The following is a 23,696-nucleotide window of genomic DNA, read 5'->3' as shown; positions in this document are numbered from 1 at the left end:
CATTCAGAAAGCGGGTACGGGGAACTCCCGTAGCGCCGCCAGCAAAGCCGTGGCGCTGGCACCACGACAATCCACTACACATTGTGCCCCGGCGGCACGGGCCATCTGCGCCACCCGAGGGCTTGGAACAAACAATGGCAACCGGGCCACTTGCGGCCAATCCGCCCCCGCCAACTGCTGCAGGTGTTCAAAACCCTGCCCACTGCTGACCATCAGCCCGTTCAGGCGTTCCCCGTAAATCTGTCGGATCAGGGTGCCCTCGGCATACGCCGGCAAGCGGCGACGATAGAGTTCCAGATAGTCGACACTAGCACCTTGGCTGCGTAAACGCTCAGCCAGGAGCTCGCGGCCACCCTCGCCGCGCAAGATCAGCACACGGGGATCGGGCTGCGCCAGGACCTCGCGCAAGGCCGGCAAATCGAGCAAGGCCTCGCTATCATCGCCATCGGCCGGGTAGCCCACCCGCAAGCCATAGTCGTCCAGCAGCTTGGCCGTCGCGATACCCACAGTGAACCAGGGCAGCAACGGCGGTTGCGGCCAGTACTGATCCACCAGCTCCAACCCTAGGCGCGCAGCCGGTTTGCTGACGACAATTGCCGCCGAATAGAAAGGCAACTTGAGAATCTTCGTCAGCCCGGCGCCATCGATAGCCAGCGGCTCGATTTCCAGCAGCGGCAAGGCACTGCTGAAGATCCCGGCCTCGGCCAGTACCGCCGAAAGCGCGGTCGAGTCATCCGCCGGCCGCGTCAGCAGCAGACGCCAACCGCTCATTCCTCGCCGGCCTCGCCATAGACAGCCTTGAGGATGACGTCCGCGCCCTGCCCCAGCAAATCCTCGGCAACCCGCACGCCCAACGCCTGAGCATCCGCTTGCGGAGCACGTGCTTGAGCGCTCAGCAGCAAGCCCCCGTTAGGCTGGCCGACCAGGCCACGCAACCAAATCTGCTCGCCTTCGAGCACGGCATAACAGGCAATCGGCACCTGGCAGCCACCGTTGAGGTGCTTGTTCAGAGCCCGCTCGGCGCTGACCCTGACGGCGGTGTCGGCGTGATGGAGCGGCGCGAGCAGTGCATGAATCTCGCTGTCGGCGCTACGGCACTCGATACCGACCGCGCCCTGACCACCCGCCGGCAGGCTGTCCTCGACGTTGATGGTCGAGGTGATACGATCTTCGAAGCCCAGCCGGATCAGCCCCGCCGCCGCCAGGATAATGGCGTCGTACTCGCCAGCGTCGAGCTTGGCCAGACGAGTGTTGACGTTGCCACGCAGGAAGCGGATCTGCAGGTCTGGACGGCGACTCAACAATTGCGCCTGGCGACGCAGGCTCGAAGTACCGACCACGGCACCCGAGGGCAACGCATCCAGACTGGCGTGGGTATTGGAAACGAAGGCATCGCGAGGATCCTCGCGCTCGCAGATGCAGAACAGACCGAGTCCCTCGGGGAAATCCATCGGCACGTCCTTCATCGAGTGTACGGCGATGTCCGCCTCGTGTTCGAGCAGCGCGGTTTCCAGTTCCTTGACGAACAATCCCTTGCCGCCGATCTTCGACAGCGGCGAGTCCAGCAGCTTGTCGCCGCGACTGACCATCGGCACCAGGGTCACGATCAACCCCGGATGAGCCTGTTCCAGGCAGGCCTTGACGTATTCGGCCTGCCATAAGGCCAGCGCGCTCTTACGGGTAGCGATGCGGATTTCGCGAGAGGACATAGATCGATCCGTACTGAATAGATACGGCAGATAATAACAGTTCGGCCCGGCTAGCTTTGTCTTGTATCAGAAACTCTGCTGCCTCTCCGGCCCGGAACAGCCAATGAGCGAGTCACGGGGCCTGCGACAAGCCCCGGATTAAAGCTGTTGCATCATTTTGCGCACACCGGCGACATGGCGCCGACTGACGATCAGCGCATCGCCGTTGAGGCCCTTGAGGAATAACTGGAAGTGCCCCAGGGGCGTGCGTTGCAGACGCTCGATGCGTTCGCGGGCCACCAGGGCATTGCGATGAATACGCGCGAAGCGATCGCCGAACTCGTCCTCCAGGGCCTTCAACGGCTCATCGAGCAACACCTCGCCGCCTTCGTGGCGCAAGGTCACATACTTGTGGTCGGCGATAAAATAGATCACCTGGTCGAGCGGAATCAGCTCGATCCCCTTGCGGGTCCGCGCACTGATATGGGTGCGCGGACCGGCGCCGCTCTGCGCGGCCGGCCGGGTCAGGGCGGCCAGTTGCACGCGGTTGGGCCGCTCGGCCTTCTTCAAGGCTTCAAGCAGGTGCTCGGCACGCACCGGCTTGACCAGATACCCCACGGCGCTGACCTGGAACGCCTCCAGGGCAAACTCGTCATGGGCGGTGCAGAACACCACCGCCGGCGGTGTTTCGCGCTCGCACAAACGCGCGGCCACCTGCAACCCATCCACGCCGGGCATGCGGATATCGAGTAAGACGACATCCGGCTTGAGGCTGTCGATCAGGGCCAAAGCCTCTTCGCCATTGGTGGCACTGGGCTCCAGGACACTGTAACCCTCGAGTTCGCCAACCAAACGGCTCAGGCGCTCGCGGGCCAGTGGTTCGTCATCAACGATCAGGACATTCATATTGCGCTGGATTCCTGCGTGAGTCTCGTACAAGGATAGCGTAGACAAGTGAAGTGACGTCCGTCACGGCGATCCATGGTAAGACTAGCGCGAGGCCCAAAAAGTGCCGTAAGTCGGGCACCAATGTTCACTAGCGCCAGTTGAGTACCGCTCGACACCTGCTGCCGGGCAGCATCGTCGTAGGGATTGCTGATACACAATATGAACTCTCCCTCTTTGTAGCTGGCTTCGACTCTGACCACCCCGCCTTCGACCCGCGGCGCGATTCCATGGATCAGAGCGTTTTCCAGCAATGGTTGCAAGGTTAGTGGCGGGATCGGCAAATCATCCGGAATTGTCCCCACCCTCCAGTCCAACTGTAGACGGTTGCCAAGACGATAGTGTTCGATCGACAAATATCGTTGCGCTAATTCCAGCTCGTCGCGCCAGGACACCAGGCTGCCTGACTGGGCGAGGTTGGCCCGGAACAGGTCGGACAGATCCAGCACCGCCTGCTCGGCCTGCCGTGGATCGCTCCTCACCAGGCAGGCAATGCTGTTCAGGCTGTTGAACAGGAAATGCGGTCGGATCCGTGCCTGTAGTGCTTCGAGCCGCGCTCGCAGTTCCGCCTGCTGCTGGCGTCGCCACTGACTCTGCAGATAAAAGTAGCGCAGCATCAGCGCCGAGATGATGAGGCTGATCAAGCCATGGCGCAGATAACGACTGAAACTGCCGGCATCGACCTGCCGCTCGGCGAGAGCAAAGTACTCGGTCAGGGCCGTGCAGGTCAGCGTCAAGCCGATCACCAGGGCGCAGCACAAGGCGCCCGCCACTGCGGGACGCAGGCGCGCCAGCCAGGACCGGGTGCCACAGAGCGCCGCCGCCGACAGCAGCACGATCCACTGCACGTACAGCGAGGTCAGCGCCAAGCGTACCCAGTCGAAACCGCCAGACATCGACTCAGACAAGACCAACACCATCACCAGCAGCTCGGCCAAGACCACCAACACCAGCAGCGCCTCTGGCAGGCAGAGCTGCGGTAGAAAGAATTCCGCTGTCGCCGGCGCACCAGGCGCCATTTTCGTTCGTGAGATTGGCATACGGGGCGTATTCCCAAAACGAGACACCCAGTCTCCGCGCCTGCGCCGTCGCCGACAAGCCATCTGACCGGTGCGCTCGCAATAAAAACCGCGCGCCCCGCGCCAGCGCCAGTCGGGACAACCCTGTTATGATCAGCAACGACTTTTCCGGCAACCCACTTTCAGTAGATCACGAGCGAATCCATGAGCACCGACAAGACCAATCAGTCCTGGGGCGGCCGCTTCAGTGAACCCGTCGACGCCTTCGTCGCACGCTTCACCGCCTCCGTCACGTTCGACCAGCGCCTCTATCGTCACGACATCATGGGCTCCATCGCCCACGCCAGGATGCTGGCCAAGGTCGGCGTCCTGAGCGATGCCGAGCGCGACAGCATCATCGACGGACTGACCACCCTCCAGGGGGAAATCGAGGCCGGCAACTTTGACTGGCGCGTGGACCTGGAAGATGTACACATGAACATCGAGGCGCGTCTGACCGACCGTATCGGCGTCACCGGCAAGAAGCTGCACACCGGGCGCAGCCGCAACGACCAGGTTGCCACCGATATCCGCCTGTGGCTGCGGGACGAAATCGACCTGATCCTGGCGCAAATCTCCCGCCTGCAAAAAGGCCTTCTTGAACAGGCCGAGCGTGAAGCCGACAGTATCATGCCCGGCTTCACCCACCTGCAGACCGCGCAGCCGGTGACCTTCGGGCACCATATGTTGGCCTGGTTCGAGATGCTCAGCCGTGACTACGAACGCCTGGTGGACTGCCGCAAGCGCACCAACCGCATACCCCTGGGCAGCGCCGCACTGGCCGGCACCACCTACCCCATCGACCGCGAATACACGGCCCAACTATTGGGTTTCGAAACGGTCGGCGGCAACTCCCTGGACAACGTTTCGGATCGCGACTTCGCTATCGAATTCTGCTCGGCGGCCAGCATCGCGATGATGCACTTGTCGCGCTTCTCCGAAGAGCTGGTGCTGTGGACCAGCGCGCAATTCCAGTTCATCGAACTGCCGGACCGCTTCTGCACCGGCAGCTCCATCATGCCGCAGAAGAAAAATCCGGACGTGCCGGAACTGGTACGCGGCAAGACCGGCCGGGTATTCGGTGCGTTGATGGGCCTGCTGACCCTGATGAAAGGCCAACCGCTGGCCTACAACAAGGACAACCAGGAAGACAAGGAACCGCTGTTCGACGCCGCCGACACCCTGCGCGATTCGCTACGGGCTTTCGCCGACATGATCCCGGCGATCAAGCCCAAGCACGCGACGATGCGCGAAGCGGCCGTGCGCGGTTTCTCTACCGCGACCGATCTGGCGGACTACTTGGTACGCCGTGGCCTGCCGTTCCGCGATTGTCATGAAATCGTCGGCCATGCGGTGAAGTACGGTGTGGAAAGCGGCAAGGACCTGGCACAAATGAGCCTGGAAGAATTGCGTCGGTTCAGCGACCAGATCGACCAAGACGTGTTTACGGTGTTGACCCTGGAAGGCTCGGTCAACGCCCGTAACCATATCGGCGGCACAGCGCCAGAGCAGGTGAAGGCGGCGGTGGCCCGCGGCCAGGCACTGCTCGCCAGCCGCCAGTCCTTGCCGGTTAGCGACGCCAACTGACCTCAAGACCGCGCTAGGCCTCCATGGCATTGCGGCTCGCAAGGTTTTTGTTATTTCCTGGCGGCAATCATCGCCAGGAACTCCGGCATCGCGGCGTCCTTGTCCGCCGCGATCCGCTGTGCATGTGCAGTCTGCTGCAGCCGCTCCAGTAAGTCCCTCGCCTCTGGCATCTCGGCCAACAGATCAATCCCGAACAGCTTCTGACCGACCGCACAGGCCAGGTCGACGCTGTAGAGAAAATACAGATCCGCCACGCTCAACTCGCTGCCCGCCACATAAGGGGCAAATTTGCCATGGCGCTTGAGCGAGGCAAAGCCCAGCAAAAGTTCGGTCCGAGTCTTTTCCTTGATTGCCTCCGGCACGGGCATGCCAAAGAACACTTCGGCAAACGAAGCTCGCGCCGGCAATTCGATATACAGCTCGATCTCCTTGGCCAGTGCCAGCACCTGGGCCCGCTGGAATGGATCCTTGGGCAGCAACGCCTTGCCGCCCTGGGTGTCGTCGAGGAATTCGAGGATCACGCTGGTTTCGCTGATGTAGCCCTGCTCCACGCCCAGTACCGGGACTTTCGCGCGCGGGCTGATTGCCAGGACCTCGGGCGTCTGTGCGGGGTAGAACGGGATTTCCTCGAAGGACAAACCCTTTTCGAGCAATGCCAGCTTGACCATGTTGTAGTAGTTGCTGACAGCAAATCCATAAAGCTTGAGCATCACAAAACCTCCAGGGCGTGTAGGGTGGTTGGCGCAGGCAGTTATAGAGCACTGCACGACAATCGACCAGCAGCATTACCTTGCCGAATAAGGGTAAACTGCCAACCTTTCCTTGAGGAGCCCGCCATGAGCGAACCCATCGATCTCGATAACGACGACGAAGCGTTTGCCGAGAGCACCCTGATCCAGGCCATCGAAAACCAGATCGAAAGCGATACTCCTCCAGCCGCCAAGGCCATGTTCAACAAGTTGACCCTGGTCGGCTACGAACGCGACGAGATCCTCAACCTCATGGCCCATGTACTGGCGGTGGAAATCGACGCGATGCTCGACGATGATCGCGCGTTCGATACCCAGTGGTACGAAGACGCCTTGCGAGCCTTGCCAAAGCTGCCGCCCGAAAATCAATGAGCGCTTGAGCAAGGACTGTCTACACTGGTAAAACCCCGTAACAACTGATTCCACGCCTGCTTCCGGCCAAGCGCTCACCCGGCACTGGACAGTCCGTGCAAGTGGGATCACCTTAGGAACTCTGTCCAATAATTCCTAGAAAGTCTGGAGTCCTTATGTCGTATACCCCTGAGTTGGTTGCCGAACTGGAAATCCTCGCACTGTTCAACCTGGGGAGTTCCCAGGAAGGTCTGAAAATTCACCAGACCGCTGCCCCGAAAGCCATCTCCGCCGCCAAACGCCTGTTCGATAAGGAGCTGATCACCCAAGTCGACGGGGGTTACCTGACCAGCCTGGGCCGTGACGCCGCCGAACATGCCCAAGGCCTGCTGACTATCCTGAGCGTCAAAGAGCCCGCCTGAATTCGCCCGAAGCCCACGCAATCCCCGCTTTTTACGGATTGCGCGGGCAAACCGTGGCCGCTCATCTGGCAAGTTGACATCTTTCGCCAAATTCAGCTTAAAGCACCGCTCGCTTAGCCTGTAAACTGCCGATCTTCAGAGATTTCCTACTGTCGAGTGCCAAGGAGCCGGTTTGGGTTTGAAATGACGCACACCCACGAAATTCGCCCGAACCTGGACGAGGGCATCGACCGCAAAGTGCTCAGCCAACTGCGCTCACGCTTTCTCAAGCTCAACCAGGGTCGACTTGGCCGCGCCATGGAAGGCCTGTCGTCGCGACAGCAGGCGGTACTGAACGTGTTGCCGCTGTTTTTTCATGTCAATCACCCCCTGCTGCCCGGCTATGTCTCGGGCAGTACGCCGGCTGGGCTGTCGAACTATGAGCCGAATGACTCGGCCCTGGCCGAAGCCCAGCGCCTGACCCGCTCCTTCTCCTACAAGGCTCGTCACGGCAATCCGCCACGACCGATTCACGGGTTATTCCTAATGGGCAGTCTGGGTACCCTGGCCCAGGCCGACCAGAGCGATATGGACTTCTGGGTCTGCCATGCCAGCGACCTCAACCAGGGCGAGCTGACGGAACTGCGCAGGAAATGCCAGTTGCTGGAAACCTGGGCGGCCAGCCAGGGCGCCGAAGCGCATTTCTTCCTGATCAACCCAGCGCGTTTCGTTCGTGGCGAGCGAGACGCTGCGCTGAGTTCAGAGGACTGCGGCAGCGCCCAGCACTACCTGTTGCTGGACGAGTTCTATCGCACCGCCATCTGGCTCGCCGGGCGCACCCCGCTGTGGTGGCTGGTGCCGGTGTATGAAGAGCCGCGCTACGACCAATACACGCATGCCCTGCTGTCCAAGCGCTTTATCCGCGCAGACGAGGGCCTGGACCTCGGCCATCTGGCACAAATCCCGCCAGGTGAGTTCATCGGTGCCGGGCTCTGGCAGTTGTTCAAGGGTATCGAGTCGCCCTACAAGTCGGTGCTCAAACTGCTGCTGATCGAGGTCTATGCCAGCGAACATCCGCAGGTCCAGTGCTTGAGCCTGCGCTTCAAGCAGGCGGTGTTCGCCAACCAGTTGGGCCTCGACGAGTTGGACCCTTATATCGTGGTCTATCGACGAATCGAAGAATACCTCAAGGCCCGCAACGAACCGGAACGCCTGGAACTGGTACGGCGCAGCCTGTACCTGAAGGTCAACCGCAAGCTCACCGGCAACCACTCGCGCAACACTAGCTGGCAACGCCAACTGCTGGAGCGCCTGACCGGCGAATGGGGCTGGGACCGGCGGCAACTGACACTACTCGACAGTCGCAGCCAGTGGAAAGTTCGCCAGGTCAGCGCCGAACGCCGTGCGCTGGTCAACGAGCTCAACTACAGCTATCGCTTCCTGACCCAGTTCGCCCGTACCGAGCAGGCGGTCAGCCTGATCAACAAGCATGACCTCAACGTGCTCGGTCGTCGGTTGTATGCAGCGTTCGAGCGCAAGGCCGGCAAGATCGAGTTCATCAACCCCGGCATCGCCCCGGACCTGGCCGAAGACACCCTGACCCTGGTGCAATCGCCTAACCGCAAGGAACCGGGGCAGACCCATTGGGGCCTCTACAACGGCAGCCTGGGCGCCCAGGAGTGGGAACACTTCGCGCCAATCAAGCGCAGCCGCCAACTACTCGAACTGCTGACTTGGTGCCACCGCAACGGCGTAATCGACAGCAGCACTCGCCTGGCCCTACACCCCGGCGGCAGCGACCTGACTGAGTTCGAGCTGTTCAATCTGCTGGGCAGCCTGCAGCAGGCGATCGCTCTGCCGCTGAGCACCGTCGGCGAAGAACCGCTGCTGCGCCCCAGCATCCCGAGCGAGGTGCTGTTGCTGGTCAATATCGGCGTCGACCCGCTCAAGCACCACCGGGATCTGAATATCTTGATGACCACCGAACGTACTGACTCCCTGAGTTACGCCGGTGTCCGCGAAAATCTGGTACTGACCCTCGACCAAGTCACCCTCAACAGTTGGAACGAGGTGCAGGTCAGTCGTTACGACGGGCCCCACGCCCTGCTCGACTGCCTGTGCGACTACCTCAACAACCTACCGCTGGGGCGCGAGCTGCCCAGGCTGCAAGTACGTTGTTTCTGCCACAACCGCGCGCCATTCATCGCCCAGCGCGTCGAGGAAGTACTCAACACTGCCCAGGAACTATTGATCGGCGACCTCAATCACCGCTACCTGCTGAAGGTCCAACAGCGCTACCACGTACTGGAGCTGGTGCCCGGCCAAGTTCGCCATATTGCCCTGGACAGCCTGTCGACACTGCTTGACTACCTGAGTGCCGACCTGTCGAGCTACAGCCCGCTGCACCTGGATCTGCGGGCGATGGAGGAAAACGACCTGGCCCTGGTGCTGCCGATGGGGCAACCCGGCTGCATACAGGTGTTCTTTCGGATCAACGAGAGCCATGCCGACTTGTATGTGTTGGATGAGTTCAATGCTCTGTGGCAACAGCGCCTGCCGTTCCATGACGAGCAAAGCTTGTTGGTGCCACTGCAACGCTTCCTACAGTCGATCCTACAGCGCCGCGAAGCCTTGATGCCGATGGACTCGACATCGCCCGCCGGCGCACTGGAAACCCTGTATTACCAGCTATTGCCCTCGGCACCGGGCCGAGCGCGCCGGGTCGAGGCCCGCCCCGTGCCGCAGACGCCGGTCAACAAGCCGTTCTACGATGTTCAGGCGATCCTCGGCAAAGTCGGGCCGAACGAGGTCCAAGTCACCCTGTACTGCAATCAGCGAGAGTTTTGCGAACTGGAATACGGCAACCAGCTGTTTATTGCGGTCGCCCAGGAGATTATCGGCCAGCGTCGCGAGGCAGAGCGCTATCGCTGCTATATAACCGACCTGGACCTCAGCGCCTTGGTTGGCGAAGGCATGGGCTCGACCAACCTGTACCTGCGCTACAAGGCAGACCTGGAAAGCTCGCTGAATATCGCCCTGAAACAGACTTGAGGTCGATCAGAGGTGAAAGTCACCGGCCGCTTCCGGCTGGTACTCCACCTCCAACAAGGCCAGTTTCAGGGTCTTGCCGCCCGGCGCCGGCCAGTCGATGTGCTGGCCGACCTGCAAGCCGAGCAAGGCGCTGCCGACCGGCGCGAGAATCGAGATCTTGCCGGCATCGGCATCGGCATCCTGGGGATAGACCAGGGTCAGGTGATAGTCCTTGCCACTGCCTTCTTCGCGACAATGGACTCGCGAGTTCATGGTCACGACACCGGCGGGCACTTCTTCGTGGCCCACGACGCTGTCAGCGCGATCCAGTTCGGCCTGCAACGCGACAACGCCCGCAAGCGAGTCGTCCAGGCTATCGATCAGGCGCTCGAGACGCTGCACATCGAGACGGGTGAGGATGATGGAAGGTGCGGTGCTCATGATCCAGGCAGACTCCTTTTTTTTCTGCGCGATAAAAGCAAAACCCCGCCACGAAAGGCGGGGTTTTCACTGCCTCGTCATCGCGAGGCGTAATCGGACACTATCACAGCAGCATAAATACACAAGTCGCAGAAGCGGGTCGGCCCTGCCGTCAGGCCTGTAACCGGCGCTGGCGCGCCTGCTCGCAGATCACCCGGCGGCGCTGGTCGTCCGCCGAGCGCCACTGGCGAATGTCCTCGACATGCCGAAAACAGCCGATACACACTTTTTGCTCATCGAGCCGGCACAGGCTCACGCAAGGCGAAGGCACGGCGGGACTGACGTTGCTATACAACGGTTTGGCGGGTCTTGCCGGTGTGGCTTGCTGCGTCACAATCAGATCTCTTCAAAATCCAGGTTGATATCGTCTCGGTCCCGACTAAAGGGCAGAGTAAACCGCGCCAGGATTTCATTAAGCTTCTCTTCGCTCTTCACGCAGAACCAATAGCTGCCGTCTTCATCTTCGCTGCTGCTTTCCTTGTACTCGAAATGATAGCCGCCGGAGGGCCGGGAGGTCGCCAGCCAAAGCTGACGCAGAGGTTCCTGGCGACTGAAGATCAACTGGCTACCGCCTTCGAACTTCACAGTGAGCAAACCAGCGGAGCTTTCCAGGTCTACATCCAGGCCACTCTCGTCGAACACCTCTTCCAGGTTTTCCAGGGTGCTATCGACCAGATCGTGAAAACGGGCTTCAGTCAAACTCATTGCGCGAACCTCAAAAAATACTGGCCACTCCAGGTGCCCGAAGATACGGGCGCTCGCGGATGATTGCAAAGCATAACCACCCTGGAGCGACAACGACATCAATAATCGTGCCGGCCTGATCGACCCGGCAAAATCCGGCCGGCGGCCCGCATAGGCAAGCTGCCGGGTGGCCGGTATACTCGGGCGCAATTAATGCTTTTACAAAGGATTTCGCCATGAAGCGCCTGATCTCGTCCCTAGCCGCGCTCCTCGCGATCGCTTGCCTGGTCTCAGCCTGTGGTCAAAAAGGTCCACTGTATCTTCCCGATGACAGCCAGAACCCGGACGACCAGGCCAAGTCCTCGCAGGCCAAAGCGCACAAGCACGACACCTACTAAGGGATCACCATGGACGCATTTAACTACCGCGACGGTGAGCTGTTCGCGGAAGGTGTAGCTTTGTCTGCCATCGCCGAGCACTTCGGCACGCCGACTTACGTCTACTCCCGCGCCCATATCGAGGCGCAGTACCACGCTTATGCCGATGCCCTGCAAGGTGCGCCGCACCTGGTTTGCTACGCGGTCAAGGCCAACTCCAACCTCGGCGTGCTAAATGTCCTGGCGCGCCTGGGCGCCGGTTTCGACATCGTTTCCCGTGGCGAGCTGGAGCGTGTCCTGGCGGCTGGCGGCTCGGCGGACAAAATTGTCTTCTCCGGCGTCGGCAAGAGCCGTGACGACATGCGTCGCGCTCTGGAAGTCGGCGTACACTGCTTCAACGTCGAGTCCACCGACGAGCTGGAGCGCCTGCAAGTGGTAGCGGCGCAGATGGGCGTGCGTGCGCCGATCTCGCTACGGGTCAACCCGGACGTGGATGCCGGCACTCACCCGTACATCTCCACCGGCCTGAAGGAAAACAAGTTCGGCATCGCCATTGCCGACGCGGAAGAAGTCTATGTCCGCGCCGCACAACTGCCGAACCTGGAAGTACTGGGCGTCGATTGCCATATCGGCTCGCAACTGACCAGCCTGCCACCGTTCCTCGATGCCCTCGACCGCCTGCTGGTGTTGATCGATCGCCTCGGCGAATGCGGCATCTACCTGCACCATATCGACCTCGGCGGTGGCGTAGGCGTGCGTTATCGCGATGAAGAACCACCACAGGTGGCCGACTATATCAAGGCCGTGCGCGAGCGCACCGCCGGCCGCGACCTGACGCTGATGTTCGAACCGGGTCGCTTTATCGTCGCCAACGCCGGCGTACTGCTGACCCGGGTCGAGTACCTCAAGCACACCGAACACAAGGATTTCGCCATCGTCGACGCGGCGATGAACGACCTGATCCGCCCGGCGCTGTACCAGGCCTGGATGAACGTCACCGCCGTACACCCGCGTGACAGCGAGCCACGGACCTACGACATCGTCGGGCCGATCTGCGAAACCGGCGACTTCCTGGCCAAGGATCGCCAGCTCGCGCTGGAGGAAGGCGATCTGCTGGCCGTGCACTCGGCCGGTGCCTATGGTTTTGTCATGAGCTCCAACTACAACACTCGCGGCCGCGCCGCTGAAGTGCTGGTGGATGGCGAACAGATGATCGAAGTCCGCCGTCGCGAGACCTTGACCGAGTTGCACGCCGGCGAAAGCCTGCTGCCGGAGTAAGACCATGTTGCTGCGTTTTACCAAGATGCACGGCCTGGGCAACGACTTCATGGTCCTCGACCTGGTCAGCCAGCACGCGCACATCCTGCCCAAGCACGCCAAGCTTTGGGGTGATCGGCACACCGGCATCGGCTTCGACCAGTTGCTGATCGTCGAAGCGCCGAGTAATCCCGAGGTTGATTTTCGTTACCGGATCTTCAATTCCGACGGCTCGGAAGTGGAACAATGCGGCAACGGCGCCCGCTGCTTCGCGCGCTTCGTGTTGGACAAGCGTCTGACTGCCAAGCGGCAGATCCGTGTGGAGACCAAGAGCGGTATCATCGAGCTGGACGTGCGCCAGGACGGTCAGATCAGCGTGAACATGGGCGCCCCGCGCCGGGTGCCGGCAGACATTCCGTTCCAGGCACAGGCACAGGCGCTGAGCTATCAGGTGGAAGTCGACAGCCAGACCGTCGAGCTGGCGGCCCTATCCATGGGCAACCCCCATGCGGTGCTGCGGGTCACGGATATCAACCGTGCTGCGGTGCACGAGCTGGGACCGAAGATCGAACACCATCCGCGCTTCCCGGCGCGGGTCAACGTCGGCTTCCTGCAGGTGATTGATCGCCAGCGCGCACAACTGCGCGTCTGGGAGCGTGGGGTCGGGGAAACCCAGGCCTGCGGTACTGGCGCTTGCGCGGCAGCGGTTGCGGCCATCAGCCAGGGCTGGATGGATTCGCCAGTGACAATCGATCTGCCCGGCGGACGTCTGTTCATCGAGTGGGCCGGTGACGGCGAACCGGTCATGATGACCGGGCCGGCGGTACGGGTGTATGAAGGACAAGTGCGTCTATAAGCGAGCGAACGTCATGACCGATCAGCCTCAGGCTCCAACCGAAGAGCCCAACGAACTGCCTGTGCAAAGCTTGGAGGCGGCGACCGTCGCCGCCTATCTGGAGGCTCACCCGGACTTCTTCGTCGAGCACGAAGCACTACTGCCGGCGCTGCGCATTCCCCACCAACGCGGTGATAGCGTGTCGCTGGTCGAACGGCAGATGAAGATCCTGCGCGACCGCAATATCGAGATGCGCCACCGGCTTTCGCAACTGATGGACGTTGCCCGGGACAACGATCGGCTGTTCGACAAGACCCGCCGGCTGATTCTCGCGCTGATGGACGCGGCCAGCCTGGAGGACCTGGTGATGGCCGTCGAAGACAGCCTGCGCCAAGATTTCCAGGTACCCTTCGTCAGCCTGATCTTGTTCAGCGACAATGCCATGCCGGTGGGTCGCTGGGTCAGCGGCGCCGACGCACAGCAGGCGATCGGCGGGCTGCTCTCGGAAGGCAAGAGCATCAGCGGCAGCCTGCGCGAGCATGAGCTGGATTTCCTGTTCGGCGAAGAACAACGCAAGCAGATCGGCTCCACCGCCGTGGTCGCCATCAGCCATCTGGGCCTGCACGGTGTGCTCGCCATCGCCAGTCGCGACCCACATCACTACAAAAGCTCGGTCGGCACACTGTTCCTCAGCTATATCGCCGAAGTCCTGGGACGTGTCGCCCCGCGCTTCACTCACGCCCTGCGCTCGGTGCGCTAGTCGTGGAACGGCAACTGGACGCCTACTGCGAGCACCTGCGCAGTGAGCGCCAGGTGTCCCCCCATACCCTCGAAGCCTATCGGCGCGACCTGAACAAGGTCCTGGCCTTCTGCGCAAAGGAACAGATCGGCAGCTGGGCTACCCTGGATATCCAGCGGCTGCGACGACTGGTTGCGCGCCTGCACCAGCAGGGACAATCCTCACGCAGCCTGGCACGGTTGCTGTCGGCAGTCCGTGGGTTGTACCAGTACCTGAACCGCGAAGGCCTGTGCAACCACGACCCGGCCACCGGCCTGGCGCCGCCCAAGGGCGAACGCCGGCTGCCCAAGACCCTCGACACCGATCGTGCCCTGCAACTGCTCGACGGCGCCGTCGAGGATGACTTTCTTGCCCAGCGCGACCAAGCCATTCTTGAACTGTTCTACTCCTCGGGCCTGCGCCTCTCGGAGCTGACTGGACTCAACCTGGACCAGTTGGACCTGGCCGATGGCCTGGTGCAAGTCCACGGCAAGGGCAGCAAGACCCGCCTGCTGCCAATCGGCCGCAAGGCCCGCGAAGCCCTGCTGACCTGGCTGCCGCTGCGCGCTTTGAGCAATCCCACGGACGATGCGGTATTCGTCAGCCAGCAAGGCCGGCGCCTCGGGCCCCGAGCTATCCAACTGCGGGTCAAGGCTGCCGGCGAGCGCGAGCTGGGACAGAACCTGCACCCGCACATGCTCAGACACTCCTTTGCCAGCCATCTGCTGGAATCCTCCCAGGACTTGCGGGCGGTTCAGGAACTGCTCGGCCACTCGGACATCAAGACCACGCAAATCTACACCCACCTGGACTTCCAGCACCTGGCAACCGTCTATGACAGCGCCCATCCCAGGGCCAAACGCAGCAAGGATAGTGAGTCATGAGGATTCAGCTGATCACCTTCGATCTCGACGACACCCTGTGGGATACCGCTCCCGTGATCCACAGCGCCGAGAACGTGTTACGCGAATGGCTCGCCGGGCACGCACCGGACCTGGGGAGCGTATCGATCGAACACCTGTGGGCGATTCGCGAACGAGTGCTGCTCAAGGAGCCGGCCCTCAAGCACCGCATCAGCGCCCTGCGCCGCCGAGTGCTGTTCCACGCGTTGGAGGAGGCCGGTTACGCCCCTGGGCAGGCAGCAACGCTGGCGGAGGACGCATTCGAGGTGTTCATTCATGCCCGGCATCAGATCGAGGTGTTTCCCGAGGTCGAGCCGACCCTCGAGACGCTCAGCCGCTCTTTTGCCCTGGGCGTCATCACCAATGGCAATGCCGATGTGCGTCGCTTGGGCCTGGCCGATTACTTCCGCTTTGCCCTCTGCGCCGAAGACATCGGCATTGCCAAGCCCGATTCACGGCTGTTCCACGAGGCGCTGGTATGCGGCGGAAATGTCCCGGCCGAGGCGGCGGTGCATATCGGTGACCATCCGGGCGACGATATCGCCGGGGCGCAACAGGCTGGCCTGCGGGCGATCTGGTACAACCCCATGGGCAAGGCCTGGGAAACGAACAAGCAGCCGGATGCGCAGATCCGCAGCCTGACCGAACTGCCGGAGCTGCTGACCCGCTGGAACACCGGAGCCTGACCCCCTTGTGGCGAAAGGGCTCGTCGGAACGCCACAAAGCCTGCTTTCCCCTCTATTTTACAGACATGAAAAAGCCCGCAGCGACGGCAGGCTTTTTCGAGGAGCGAGAAAACTGACACTCAGATAGGTCGGCTACCGTACTTGTTATCCGGCTTCTTGGGTGGATCGGCCACCACATTGGCCTCGACTTCCTGCACCTTACCACCGCGTGCGAGGAACTCCTCCATCGCCCGAGCCAGAGCATCACGCTCCTTATTCTTGGCTTCAACGCTGGGTAGCTCATCAACCGACACGGCGACCTTGGCCTTACCCTTGGCAGCCGATGCGGGGACATCGCCACTGTCGTCGTCATCGGCAACATCTACGTCTTCACCTACCGCTTCCAGACCCTTTTCGGTTTCGTCTTCGTCGCCTACTTCGAGGTCATCGTTTTCCAGATCATCGTCGCTCATGTTCTACCTCATGACTTGCGAAAAAGCAGATTAGTTATAGCCCAGCTGCGCCGCCTGTCGAAGGCCGCCGGAAAAAATCAACATCCGCTGAATCTCAGCGGCTTATGCCCCATCACCCTGCAGGGTGACAAGGACTTTACGAGCACCGCCATGATCACGGTGTTCGCCCAAATAGACACCTTGCCAGCTACTTAGTGGCCTGTGTGGCCAGTTCTGTGAGTCAATTTCGGCGCCACCCGCCCCTGACCGGCGTTGCTGTTCCTCGCCATAGCCGAGCTATGACTCCTCACAGCGCCTTGGTCATGGACTTCCGGCATCCGAACTTGAGCTAACGAACTCACCGTACAGGCCACCAGCGCCAACCATCCCGCCGTTGCCGGCAAAGTCAGCTGACAGCCTAGCAAACTGGCCTTGAAGTGCGCCGGCCAGTCATCCGTGCCTTCGTCGTTATGTTCATACCCGAGCTCGCCTTGCGGCACCAGGGGGTTGAAAAAAACTTCGAAGTCACGGCAAACCGCCGGATCGGCATTCTCGTTGACGATCAACGAGGCCGAGGTATGTTGCAGCCAAAAATGCAACAGTCCGACTCGACATGCCCTCAGTTCAGGCAAGCCATCGAGCAACTCCTGGGTCACCAAATGAGAACCCTGGGGCCTGGCCCGCAAAGTAATCAGGTCTGTTGCCACATACAGTTCTGCGCCCATCGGCGCGCATTCTAGCGCGCTCAGGAAAAAAGCAAAGCGCCTAATACGCCTGCCATGCTGTAAGCCATCGGCCCACGGGAAATAGGCCCGGTGTTTTCGCCGAAATGCCTCTGGTAAGTCCTTTGAGTCCTCTTGGCACTGACAAAACCCAGGCAAAAAAAAGCCCGGCAAGCCGGGCATTTTTTTTTGGCCTACAGGTTATAGCCGCGCTCGTTGTGTTGCGCCAGGTCGAGGCCGATCGATTCTTCTTCTTCGCTCACACGCAGGCCCATGACCACATCCAGCACCTTGAGAATGATGTAAGTCACCAGCGCCGTGTAGATAACGGTGAAACCGACACCTTTGCACTGGATCCAGACTTGGGCAGCGATATCGGTGGTCGCGGCATTGAATCCGCCCATCGACGGTGCGGCGAACACGCCAGTCAGGATTGCGCCGAGGATACCGCCGATACCGTGCACGCCGAAGGCGTCCAGGGAGTCATCGTAACCCAGCCGGCGTTTCAACGTGGTGGCGCAGAAGAAGCACACCACACCGGCCGCCAGGCCAATGATCAGCGAGCCCATCGGGCCAACAGTACCGGCAGCCGGAGTAATGGCAACCAAGCCGGCGACCACACCCGAGGCGATCCCCAGAGCACTTGGCTTGCCGTGGCTCAGCCACTCAGCGAACATCCAGCCCAGCGCGGCGGCGGCGGTCGCGATCTGAGTCACCAGCATCGCCATGCCGGCGGTACCGTTGGCGGCGGCGGCGGAGCCAGCGTTGAAGCCGAACCAGCCGACCCACAGCATGGCCGCGCCGATCAAGGTGTAGCCAAGGTTGTGTGGTGCCATCGGAGTGACCGGAAAGCCTTTGCGCTTGCCCAGTACCAGGCAAGTCACCAGCCCGGCAATACCGGCATTGATGTGCACCACGGTGCCGCCCGCGAAATCGAGTACGCCCCAGTCTCCCAGCAACGAACCCGGACCGCTCCAGACCATGTGCGCAATCGGCGCATAGACCAGGGTGAACCAGATGCCCATGAAGATCAGCATCGCCGAGAACTTCATCCGCTCGGCGAAGGCACCGACGATCAGCGCCGGGGTGATGATCGCAAAGGTCATCTGGAAGGTGACGAACACCGCTTCAGGAAACAACGCCGTCGGGCCGGTCATACTCGCGGGCGTGATACCGGCGAGGAAAGCCTTGGCCAGCCCGCCGACAAAGGAATTGTAGTTGACGACGCCAGCCTCCATCCCGGTGGTATCGAACGCCATACTGTAGCCATAGCCAAACCACAGGAGGGTGATCAGACCGGTAATGGCGAAACACTGCATCATCACCGAAAGAATGTTTTTCGAGCGCACCATGCCGCCGTAGAACAGCGCGAGGCCTGGAAGGGTCATGAACAGCACGAGGGCCGTAGAGATCAACATCCAACTGGTATCGCCGGAATTGAGGACTGGAGCTGGTACCGAGTCCGCCGCCATGGCCAAGGCCGGCATTACGAGGGACAACAGCGCTCCTAGCCCTGCGAATTTACGCAGAGTCATATGGTTTTCTCCTGGGGCGTTGGGTTTAACGCGGCTTAGATGGCGTCGGTATCGGTTTCGCCGGTACGGATGCGAATAGCCTGTTCCAGATTGACCACGAAGATCTTGCCGTCACCGATCTTGCCGGTGTTAGCGGCCTTGGTTATCGCCTCGATAACCCGATCAAGGTCCTTGTCGTCGATGGCGACATCGATCTTCACCTTGGGCAGGAAATCGACCACGTATTCCGCGCCGCGATACAGCTCGGTGTGACCCTTCTGCCGCCCGAAGCCTTTGACCTCGGTAACGGTAATGCCCTGCACGCCGATTTCGGACAACGACTCGCGCACGTCGTCCAACTTGAACGGCTTGATGATGGCAGTGACTAGCTTCATGAAACTCTCTCCGAATGGGTGGACTTGCCCCAGGAAAACAAACCCGACTCAAGTCTAAGCGCAGTGCCTGGCTTTGTAACGCATCGTTGGCCTCGATCAGCCTGTCGATGCTGGCTAACCGCTGTCGGCGAAGCTTCCCTGCTCCGCTTACCGCACCACTTGGTCACAGTGACGGCATCAGTGCATGGGTTACCAACGACTAAGCAGAAACCTTGCCATCTCTACAAAACCTACTGATTTCAATTCCTTGATCGCCGTGGAGAGCAAAAATTCCACCCACTGGCAGGTAACACGCACCACCACGGCGCACGACCGATCGGTGTGTTGCGCAAAAAGCGTGCGCCACCGCCCTGGTAAATCACTATAGACACGGCGTGGTACACTGGGACGCCCTCGTATCTGGAACCCGCACCATGCTCGCGCCCAAAGCCTTTCTCGACGCCCTGAGCGGCCACGCCTCTCGCCTGTTCAGTGGCGAAACCCCATTGCCGAGCGATGAAATAGAAAACCAGTTCAAAGCCTTGTTGCAAAGCGGCTTCAGCAAGCTGGATCTGGTCAGCCGAGAAGAATTCGACAGCCAGATGGTGGTCCTGGCCCGCACCCGCGCACGATTGGAGAGTTTGGAAGCGAAAGTGGCGGAGTTGGAGGCCAGGCTGAATCCGCCGGGGGCGTGATGGTTCGACGCGTCAACAGACAGGAGCCCCGGCCCGTGGTACTGATTTAGTCCACTGGCGGGACATGTGCGTCTGTCTTGATCATTGCTCACCTCACACATCGCCAACGATCCCAGCAAGCTTAACGCTATCGCTAACAAGCTAAACAACGAATCGTCTGGACACATAAAATCCCGCAACCCCTTTCCCCCCTCGACTAGCCTTTCAGAACCGCAGCAAGCGCCCCTTTGCGCTCAAGGAAAGAGCATGTCCCTGGCTATCGTCCACACTCGCGCCCAGGTGGGCGTCGAAGCCCCCGCCGTTACCGTGGAAACCCACATGGCCAACGGCCTACCGACACTCACCCTGGTCGGTTTACCCGAAACCGCCGTGAAGGAAAGCAAGGACCGGGTTCGCAGCGCGATCCTCAATTCGGCCCTCGACTTTCCAGCCCGACGCATCACCCTCAACCTTGCCCCCGCGGACTTGCCCAAGGACGGAGGGCGCTTTGATCTGGCAATTGCCCTCGGCATCCTCGCCGCCAGTGCGCAGGTGCCGGCCCTGACGCTGGACCATCTGGAGTGCCTGGGCGAGCTGGCCTTGTCCGGTGCCATCCGCCCGGTGCGCGGCGTGCTACCGGCTGCATTGGCCGCCCGCGCCGCCGGACGCACGCTGGTGGTACCGCAGGCCAATGCCGAAGAGGCTTCGCTGGCCTCGGGCTTAACGGTGATTGCCGTCGATCACCTGCTGCAACTGGTTGCCCACCTCAACGGACATGCACCGATCCAGCCCTTCGAATCCGATGGTCTGTTGCACCTGGGCAAACCCTATCCGGACCTGAGCGAAGTGCAGGGCCAACTCGCCGCCAAACGTGCCCTGCTGATCGCCGCAGCCGGCGCTCACAATTTGTTATTCAGCGGTCCGCCCGGCACCGGCAAGACGCTGCTGGCAAGCCGTCTGCCCGGCCTGTTACCGCCACTGGATGAACAGGAAGCGCTGGAAGTGGCGGCGATCCAGTCGGTGGCCAGCCATGTGCCATTAAGCAGTTGGCCGCAGCGACCGTTTCGCCAGCCCCATCATTCGGCCTCCGGCCCGGCGCTGGTGGGCGGCGGTTCCAGGCCACAGCCCGGTGAGATCACCCTCGCCCATCACGGCGTGCTGTTTCTCGACGAACTGCCGGAGTTCGACCGCAAAGTGCTGGAGGTTTTGCGCGAGCCGTTGGAGTCGGGCCAGATCGTTATTTCCCGAGCCCGCGACCGCGTGCGGTTCCCGGCCCGCTTCCAACTGGTGGCGGCGATGAATCCCTGTCCCTGTGGCTATCTTGGCGATCCCGCCAACCGCTGTCGCTGCACACCGGAACAGATCCAGCGCTATCGCAACAAGCTGTCCGGGCCTCTGTTGGATCGCATCGATCTGCACCTGACCGTGGCCCGCGAAGCCACGGCATTGAGCCCTGCCAGGGAGCCGGGAAACAATACCGCCAAAGCTGCGATACGGGTGGCACAAGCCCGTCAGCGCCAGCAACAGCGCCAGGGCTGCGCCAATGCCTTTCTTAATTTGCAGAGTCTGCGAGAGCACTGCACGTTATCCACCGCCGATGAAAACTGGCTAGAAACCGCCTGCGAGCGATTGACCCTGTCGCTGCGGGCGGCGCATCGATTGCTGAAAGTCGCCCGGACCCTGGCGGATCTGGAACAGTTGGAAACCATCAGCCGTGATCATCTGGCCGAGGCGTTGCAATATCGGCCCAGTGCTAGTGGCCTGTGTGGTTAGTTCTATCAGTCAATGTCGGCGCCACCGCCCCTGGCCTCCAAACTTGCGCCAACGAACTCACCGTACAGGTCACTAATTGATGTCGCGCTGTCCGATAGGCCGCGTTCGCCCAGTCAGCAAAACCGATCAACCTCCCGGTGCAAGTCGGCCGCCAGGCGTTCCAGTTCCTTAGCGGTCAACGCAAGGTTGGAGACCGCTTCGCGCTGTTCGATGTTGGCCCGCGCGATGCTTTGCAGGTTGCTGCTGAGTAGGGTCGCAGTGCTGCTCTGCTCCTGCGTGGCGCTGGTGACGGCGGCGAACTGCTGGCCTGCCGAGCGGCTCTGTTCGTCGATCCGCGCCAGCGCCGAGGCAACGTTGGCATTACGCGACAGACCTTCCTGCATCAGCGCATTGCCCTGCTCCATAGTCAGGATAGCGTGGCTGGTCTCCTGCTGGATGCTGTGGATCATCCCGGAAATCTCGGCAGTCGCCTCGCGGGTACGGCCCGCCAGACTGCGCACTTCATCTGCTACCACGGCAAAACCGCGCCCCTGCTCGCCGGCACGGGCCGCTTCGATGGCGGCGTTCAACGCCAACAGGTTGGTCTGATCGGCAATCGAGGTGATCACCCCGACAATGCCGCCGATTTCCTGGGAGCGCTGCCCCAGCGTATTGATCACTGTCGCGGTGCCGTTGAGCGCCGCCGCGATCTGCTCCAGGGAGGATGACGCTTGCTCCATAGAGGTCCGACCGATCCGCGTCTGCTGGGCATTTTCAAGAGCCAGGCGCTCGGTATTGCCCATATTGTCGGCGATGTTCAGCGAAGTCGCGCTGAACTCCTCAACCGCACCCGCCATGCTGGTGATTTCACCGGACTGCTGCTCCATTCCCTCATAGGCCTCGCCGGATAGGCCGGACAACGTCTTGGCGCGACTGTTGACCTCGCCGGCCGCCTTGCGGATGTGCTCGACCATGGTCGAAAGCGCCTGCCCCATCTGGTTGAAGCTGCCGGCCAATTGGCCGATTTCGTCATGACTCGAGACATTCGACCTTACGTTCAGGTCACCCGCACCCAAGGCCTGTACCTGGCGCACCAGGTCCCTCAGCGGTTGCAGCTTGCCACGCAATAGCCACACCGTCGCACCGACCGCCAACAACATCGCGAGTACGCTGCTCAGCACCAGACGAATACCGACACTCCAGGTCACTTGGCGAATCTCGGCCTTGGGCATGCTTGCCACCACCGTCCAAGGTCCACCTTCGAATGATACTGTCACACTATAGAGATCATTGCCTTTGTCGCTCCAGAAACGACCGTGGCCCGGCTGTTTGGCCAGGTCGATGATCACCGGTACCGCCTGGTCGAGATCCTTTACCCCCGCCGGCGGCACCAGCCAGTGTTTCTGCTCGTCGAGCAACGACAGGGAGCCGGTGGTGCCGATCCGAAAACGCTTGAGGTTGTCGAACTGGGCATTCTGCGCATCGGTGTAGTCGAAGCCAACAAACAATACTGCAAACACCTTGCCAGCACTGTCACGCACCGGGGTGTATTGGGTCATGTAGGACCGATCGAACAACAAGGCGCGCCCCACATAACTCTGACCGGCCATGAGTTTGGCGTAGGCTGGGTGCTGGTGATCGAGCAAGGTGCCGATAGCGCGGCTGCCGTCTTGTTTGGTCAGGGAGGTGCTGACCCGAATAAAATCGTCGCCACTGCGCACGAACAAGGTCGCGACGCCGGCGGACATCTGCTTGAACTCGTCGACTTCACTGAAATCGTTGTTGAGCAGATGATCGCCCAGGTACAACCCGGGAGCCAGGGTACCGGCAACAGCCACTGAAGCTTCGGGTCGCACCTTCAGACCACTACTGAAGCGTTTTTCGAACAATCCGCTCAAACGCTGAGTGCTTTCGCGCAAGGTGTCGTGGAAGGTGGTCAACTGCTCGGCCAGCAGGCGCGCCTCGCTGGCTAGGTGCTCTTCACGGGTGTCGAGGTTAGCGGAGTCCAGCGAGCGCAGAGCGAAAACAGTACTGCCACTGATGACCACTGCCAGGATAGCAGCAAGCGCCAGACCCAGTTGCGTGGCGATTCGAGCACGGGGTTGAGACATGAACAGCTCCTAGCCGAGCGGTCGGATCACCCTGATCCCATGGCGCTACCCGGTAATAATTCTAAAAAGAATCCTAAATGAGACTTTCTGAACAAAAGCTCCATATGGGTAGATTCGGCGGCCCGCAGCGATACTTGAGTAAACTCGATGGATATCGCACAAATCCCGGACTGACGAGCCATTTCGATGAGGAAAATCCGCACGGAAAACAGCCAGCCGATCCCTCACTGCGACGGGAGATGCCCGTTGGCCGCGCTCCGGCTGATCGGCTTTTTTTGCAGCGCGAACGAACGGCGTCGCGCCTGGGCCT

Annotated in this window: 24 protein-coding genes and 2 pseudogenes; 12 read left to right on the top strand and 14 right to left on the bottom strand. The window is 61.1% G+C overall.

The window, feature by feature from the left end:
- Positions 1-3: 3 nt before the first annotated feature.
- The 4 genes from BMX68_RS19745 to BMX68_RS19730 form a co-directional block, all read right to left on the bottom strand.
- On the bottom strand, positions 4-771 hold the full coding sequence (locus BMX68_RS19745) for a uroporphyrinogen-III synthase (protein ID WP_017130275.1): 768 nt from the start codon (positions 769-771) through the stop codon (positions 4-6).
- Complete coding sequence (hemC, locus tag BMX68_RS19740; RefSeq protein ID WP_017130276.1) at positions 768-1,709, bottom strand: hydroxymethylbilane synthase; 942 nt, start codon at positions 1,707-1,709, stop codon at positions 768-770. The genes BMX68_RS19745 and hemC overlap by 4 nt, the downstream gene beginning before the upstream one ends.
- Before the next feature lie 138 nt (positions 1,710-1,847).
- On the bottom strand, positions 1,848-2,594 hold the full coding sequence (locus tag BMX68_RS19735; RefSeq protein ID WP_017130277.1) for a LytR/AlgR family response regulator transcription factor: 747 nt from the start codon (positions 2,592-2,594) through the stop codon (positions 1,848-1,850).
- Positions 2,591-3,652 (bottom strand): sensor histidine kinase, encoded by a 1,062-nt coding sequence (locus BMX68_RS19730; protein WP_017130278.1) that lies wholly within the window; start codon positions 3,650-3,652, stop codon positions 2,591-2,593. The genes BMX68_RS19735 and BMX68_RS19730 overlap by 4 nt, the downstream gene beginning before the upstream one ends.
- Positions 3,653-3,856: 204 nt before the next feature.
- On the opposite strand from BMX68_RS19730, the gene argH reads away from it, so the two are divergent.
- Positions 3,857-5,278 carry an argininosuccinate lyase gene (argH, locus tag BMX68_RS19725; protein ID WP_017130279.1) on the top strand — a complete coding sequence of 474 codons (1,422 nt, stop codon included), beginning with the start codon at positions 3,857-3,859 and terminating at the stop codon, positions 5,276-5,278.
- A gap of 50 nt (positions 5,279-5,328) precedes the next feature.
- On the opposite strand, the gene BMX68_RS19720 is transcribed toward argH, so the two are convergent.
- Complete coding sequence (locus BMX68_RS19720; protein ID WP_017130280.1) at positions 5,329-5,988, bottom strand: glutathione S-transferase family protein; 660 nt, start codon at positions 5,986-5,988, stop codon at positions 5,329-5,331.
- Between the two features lie 126 nt (positions 5,989-6,114).
- On the opposite strand from BMX68_RS19720, the gene BMX68_RS19715 reads away from it, so the two are divergent.
- The 3 genes from BMX68_RS19715 (at position 6,115) to BMX68_RS19705 (ending at position 9,830) form a co-directional block, all read left to right on the top strand.
- Positions 6,115-6,399 carry a hypothetical protein gene (locus BMX68_RS19715; RefSeq protein WP_017130281.1) on the top strand — a complete coding sequence of 95 codons (285 nt, stop codon included), beginning with the start codon at positions 6,115-6,117 and terminating at the stop codon, positions 6,397-6,399.
- A gap of 155 nt (positions 6,400-6,554) precedes the next feature.
- Entirely contained in the window at positions 6,555-6,800 is a 246-nt protein-coding gene (locus tag BMX68_RS19710; protein ID WP_017130282.1) for a TIGR02647 family protein, read from the top strand.
- A 183-nt stretch (positions 6,801-6,983) separates the two neighbouring features.
- Positions 6,984-9,830, top strand: coding sequence for a class I adenylate cyclase (locus BMX68_RS19705; RefSeq protein WP_017130283.1), 2,847 nt, complete (start codon positions 6,984-6,986; stop codon positions 9,828-9,830).
- Between the two features lie 6 nt (positions 9,831-9,836).
- On the opposite strand, the gene rnk is transcribed toward BMX68_RS19705, so the two are convergent.
- From rnk to cyaY, 3 genes are all read right to left on the bottom strand, one after another.
- Positions 9,837-10,250 carry a nucleoside diphosphate kinase regulator gene (rnk, locus tag BMX68_RS19700; RefSeq protein WP_017130284.1) on the bottom strand — a complete coding sequence of 138 codons (414 nt, stop codon included), beginning with the start codon at positions 10,248-10,250 and terminating at the stop codon, positions 9,837-9,839.
- 151 nt (positions 10,251-10,401) lie between these two features.
- Positions 10,402-10,626 (bottom strand): DUF1289 domain-containing protein, encoded by a 225-nt coding sequence (locus tag BMX68_RS19695; protein ID WP_039792128.1) that lies wholly within the window; start codon positions 10,624-10,626, stop codon positions 10,402-10,404.
- Complete coding sequence (gene cyaY / locus BMX68_RS19690) at positions 10,626-10,994, bottom strand: iron donor protein CyaY (RefSeq protein ID WP_017130286.1); 369 nt, start codon at positions 10,992-10,994, stop codon at positions 10,626-10,628. Before cyaY ends, BMX68_RS19695 begins: the two co-directional genes overlap by 1 nt.
- 215 nt (positions 10,995-11,209) lie before the next feature.
- On the opposite strand from cyaY, the gene lptM reads away from it, so the two are divergent.
- From lptM to BMX68_RS19660, 6 genes are read left to right on the top strand one after another with little or no spacing between them, the layout of a single operon-like run.
- Positions 11,210-11,371, top strand: coding sequence for an LPS translocon maturation chaperone LptM (gene lptM / locus BMX68_RS19685; RefSeq protein ID WP_017125495.1), 162 nt, complete (start codon positions 11,210-11,212; stop codon positions 11,369-11,371).
- A gap of 9 nt (positions 11,372-11,380) precedes the next feature.
- Complete coding sequence (lysA, locus tag BMX68_RS19680) at positions 11,381-12,628, top strand: diaminopimelate decarboxylase (protein ID WP_017130287.1); 1,248 nt, start codon at positions 11,381-11,383, stop codon at positions 12,626-12,628.
- Positions 12,629-12,632: 4 nt separating this feature from the next.
- Entirely contained in the window at positions 12,633-13,463 is an 831-nt protein-coding gene (gene dapF, locus BMX68_RS19675; RefSeq protein ID WP_017130288.1) for a diaminopimelate epimerase, read from the top strand.
- A 13-nt stretch (positions 13,464-13,476) separates the two neighbouring features.
- The gene (locus BMX68_RS19670; RefSeq protein WP_017130289.1) at positions 13,477-14,202 is read left to right on the top strand and encodes a DUF484 family protein; all 726 of its coding nucleotides are present in this window, start codon (positions 13,477-13,479) and stop codon (positions 14,200-14,202) included.
- Positions 14,203-14,204: 2 nt separating this feature from the next.
- Positions 14,205-15,104 (top strand): tyrosine recombinase XerC, encoded by a 900-nt coding sequence (xerC, locus tag BMX68_RS19665; RefSeq protein ID WP_017130290.1) that lies wholly within the window; start codon positions 14,205-14,207, stop codon positions 15,102-15,104.
- Positions 15,101-15,808, top strand: coding sequence for an HAD family hydrolase (locus BMX68_RS19660; protein WP_017130291.1), 708 nt, complete (start codon positions 15,101-15,103; stop codon positions 15,806-15,808). Before xerC ends, BMX68_RS19660 begins: the two co-directional genes overlap by 4 nt.
- Before the next feature lie 119 nt (positions 15,809-15,927).
- Here the strand turns inward: BMX68_RS19660 and sutA are convergent, their stop codons facing one another.
- From sutA to glnK, 5 genes and pseudogenes are all read right to left on the bottom strand, one after another.
- Positions 15,928-16,260, bottom strand: a complete 333-nt coding sequence (gene sutA, locus BMX68_RS19655; RefSeq protein WP_017130292.1) for a dormancy-specific transcriptional regulator SutA — start codon at positions 16,258-16,260, stop codon at positions 15,928-15,930.
- 102 nt (positions 16,261-16,362) lie between these two features.
- A pseudogene (locus BMX68_RS25660) lies at positions 16,363-16,455 on the bottom strand (secondary thiamine-phosphate synthase enzyme YjbQ); the annotation flags it as partial.
- Between the two features lie 161 nt (positions 16,456-16,616).
- A pseudogene (locus BMX68_RS19650) lies at positions 16,617-16,948 on the bottom strand (secondary thiamine-phosphate synthase enzyme YjbQ); the annotation flags it as partial.
- Positions 16,949-17,155: 207 nt separating this feature from the next.
- Complete coding sequence (locus tag BMX68_RS19645; RefSeq protein WP_026012997.1) at positions 17,156-18,496, bottom strand: ammonium transporter; 1,341 nt, start codon at positions 18,494-18,496, stop codon at positions 17,156-17,158.
- A 35-nt stretch (positions 18,497-18,531) separates the two neighbouring features.
- On the bottom strand, positions 18,532-18,870 hold the full coding sequence (glnK, locus tag BMX68_RS19640; RefSeq protein WP_002555808.1) for a P-II family nitrogen regulator: 339 nt from the start codon (positions 18,868-18,870) through the stop codon (positions 18,532-18,534).
- Positions 18,871-19,283: 413 nt separating this feature from the next.
- On the opposite strand from glnK, the gene BMX68_RS19635 reads away from it, so the two are divergent.
- Positions 19,284-19,544, top strand: a complete 261-nt coding sequence (locus BMX68_RS19635; protein ID WP_017130294.1) for an accessory factor UbiK family protein — start codon at positions 19,284-19,286, stop codon at positions 19,542-19,544.
- 246 nt (positions 19,545-19,790) lie between these two features.
- Entirely contained in the window at positions 19,791-21,296 is a 1,506-nt protein-coding gene (locus BMX68_RS19630; RefSeq protein ID WP_060782066.1) for a YifB family Mg chelatase-like AAA ATPase, read from the top strand.
- Positions 21,297-21,409: 113 nt separating this feature from the next.
- On the opposite strand, the gene BMX68_RS19625 is transcribed toward BMX68_RS19630, so the two are convergent.
- On the bottom strand, positions 21,410-23,386 hold the full coding sequence (locus tag BMX68_RS19625; protein WP_017130297.1) for a methyl-accepting chemotaxis protein: 1,977 nt from the start codon (positions 23,384-23,386) through the stop codon (positions 21,410-21,412).
- Between the last annotated feature and the right edge of the window lie 310 nt (positions 23,387-23,696).

Origin of the sequence: Pseudomonas agarici (genome assembly GCF_900109755.1) — a bacterium.
Taxonomy (GTDB): Bacteria; Pseudomonadota; Gammaproteobacteria; order Pseudomonadales; family Pseudomonadaceae; genus Aquipseudomonas; species Aquipseudomonas agarici.
Note: the sequence above shows the minus strand (reverse complement) of the source record. Positions and strands in the feature narration are given on the sequence as shown.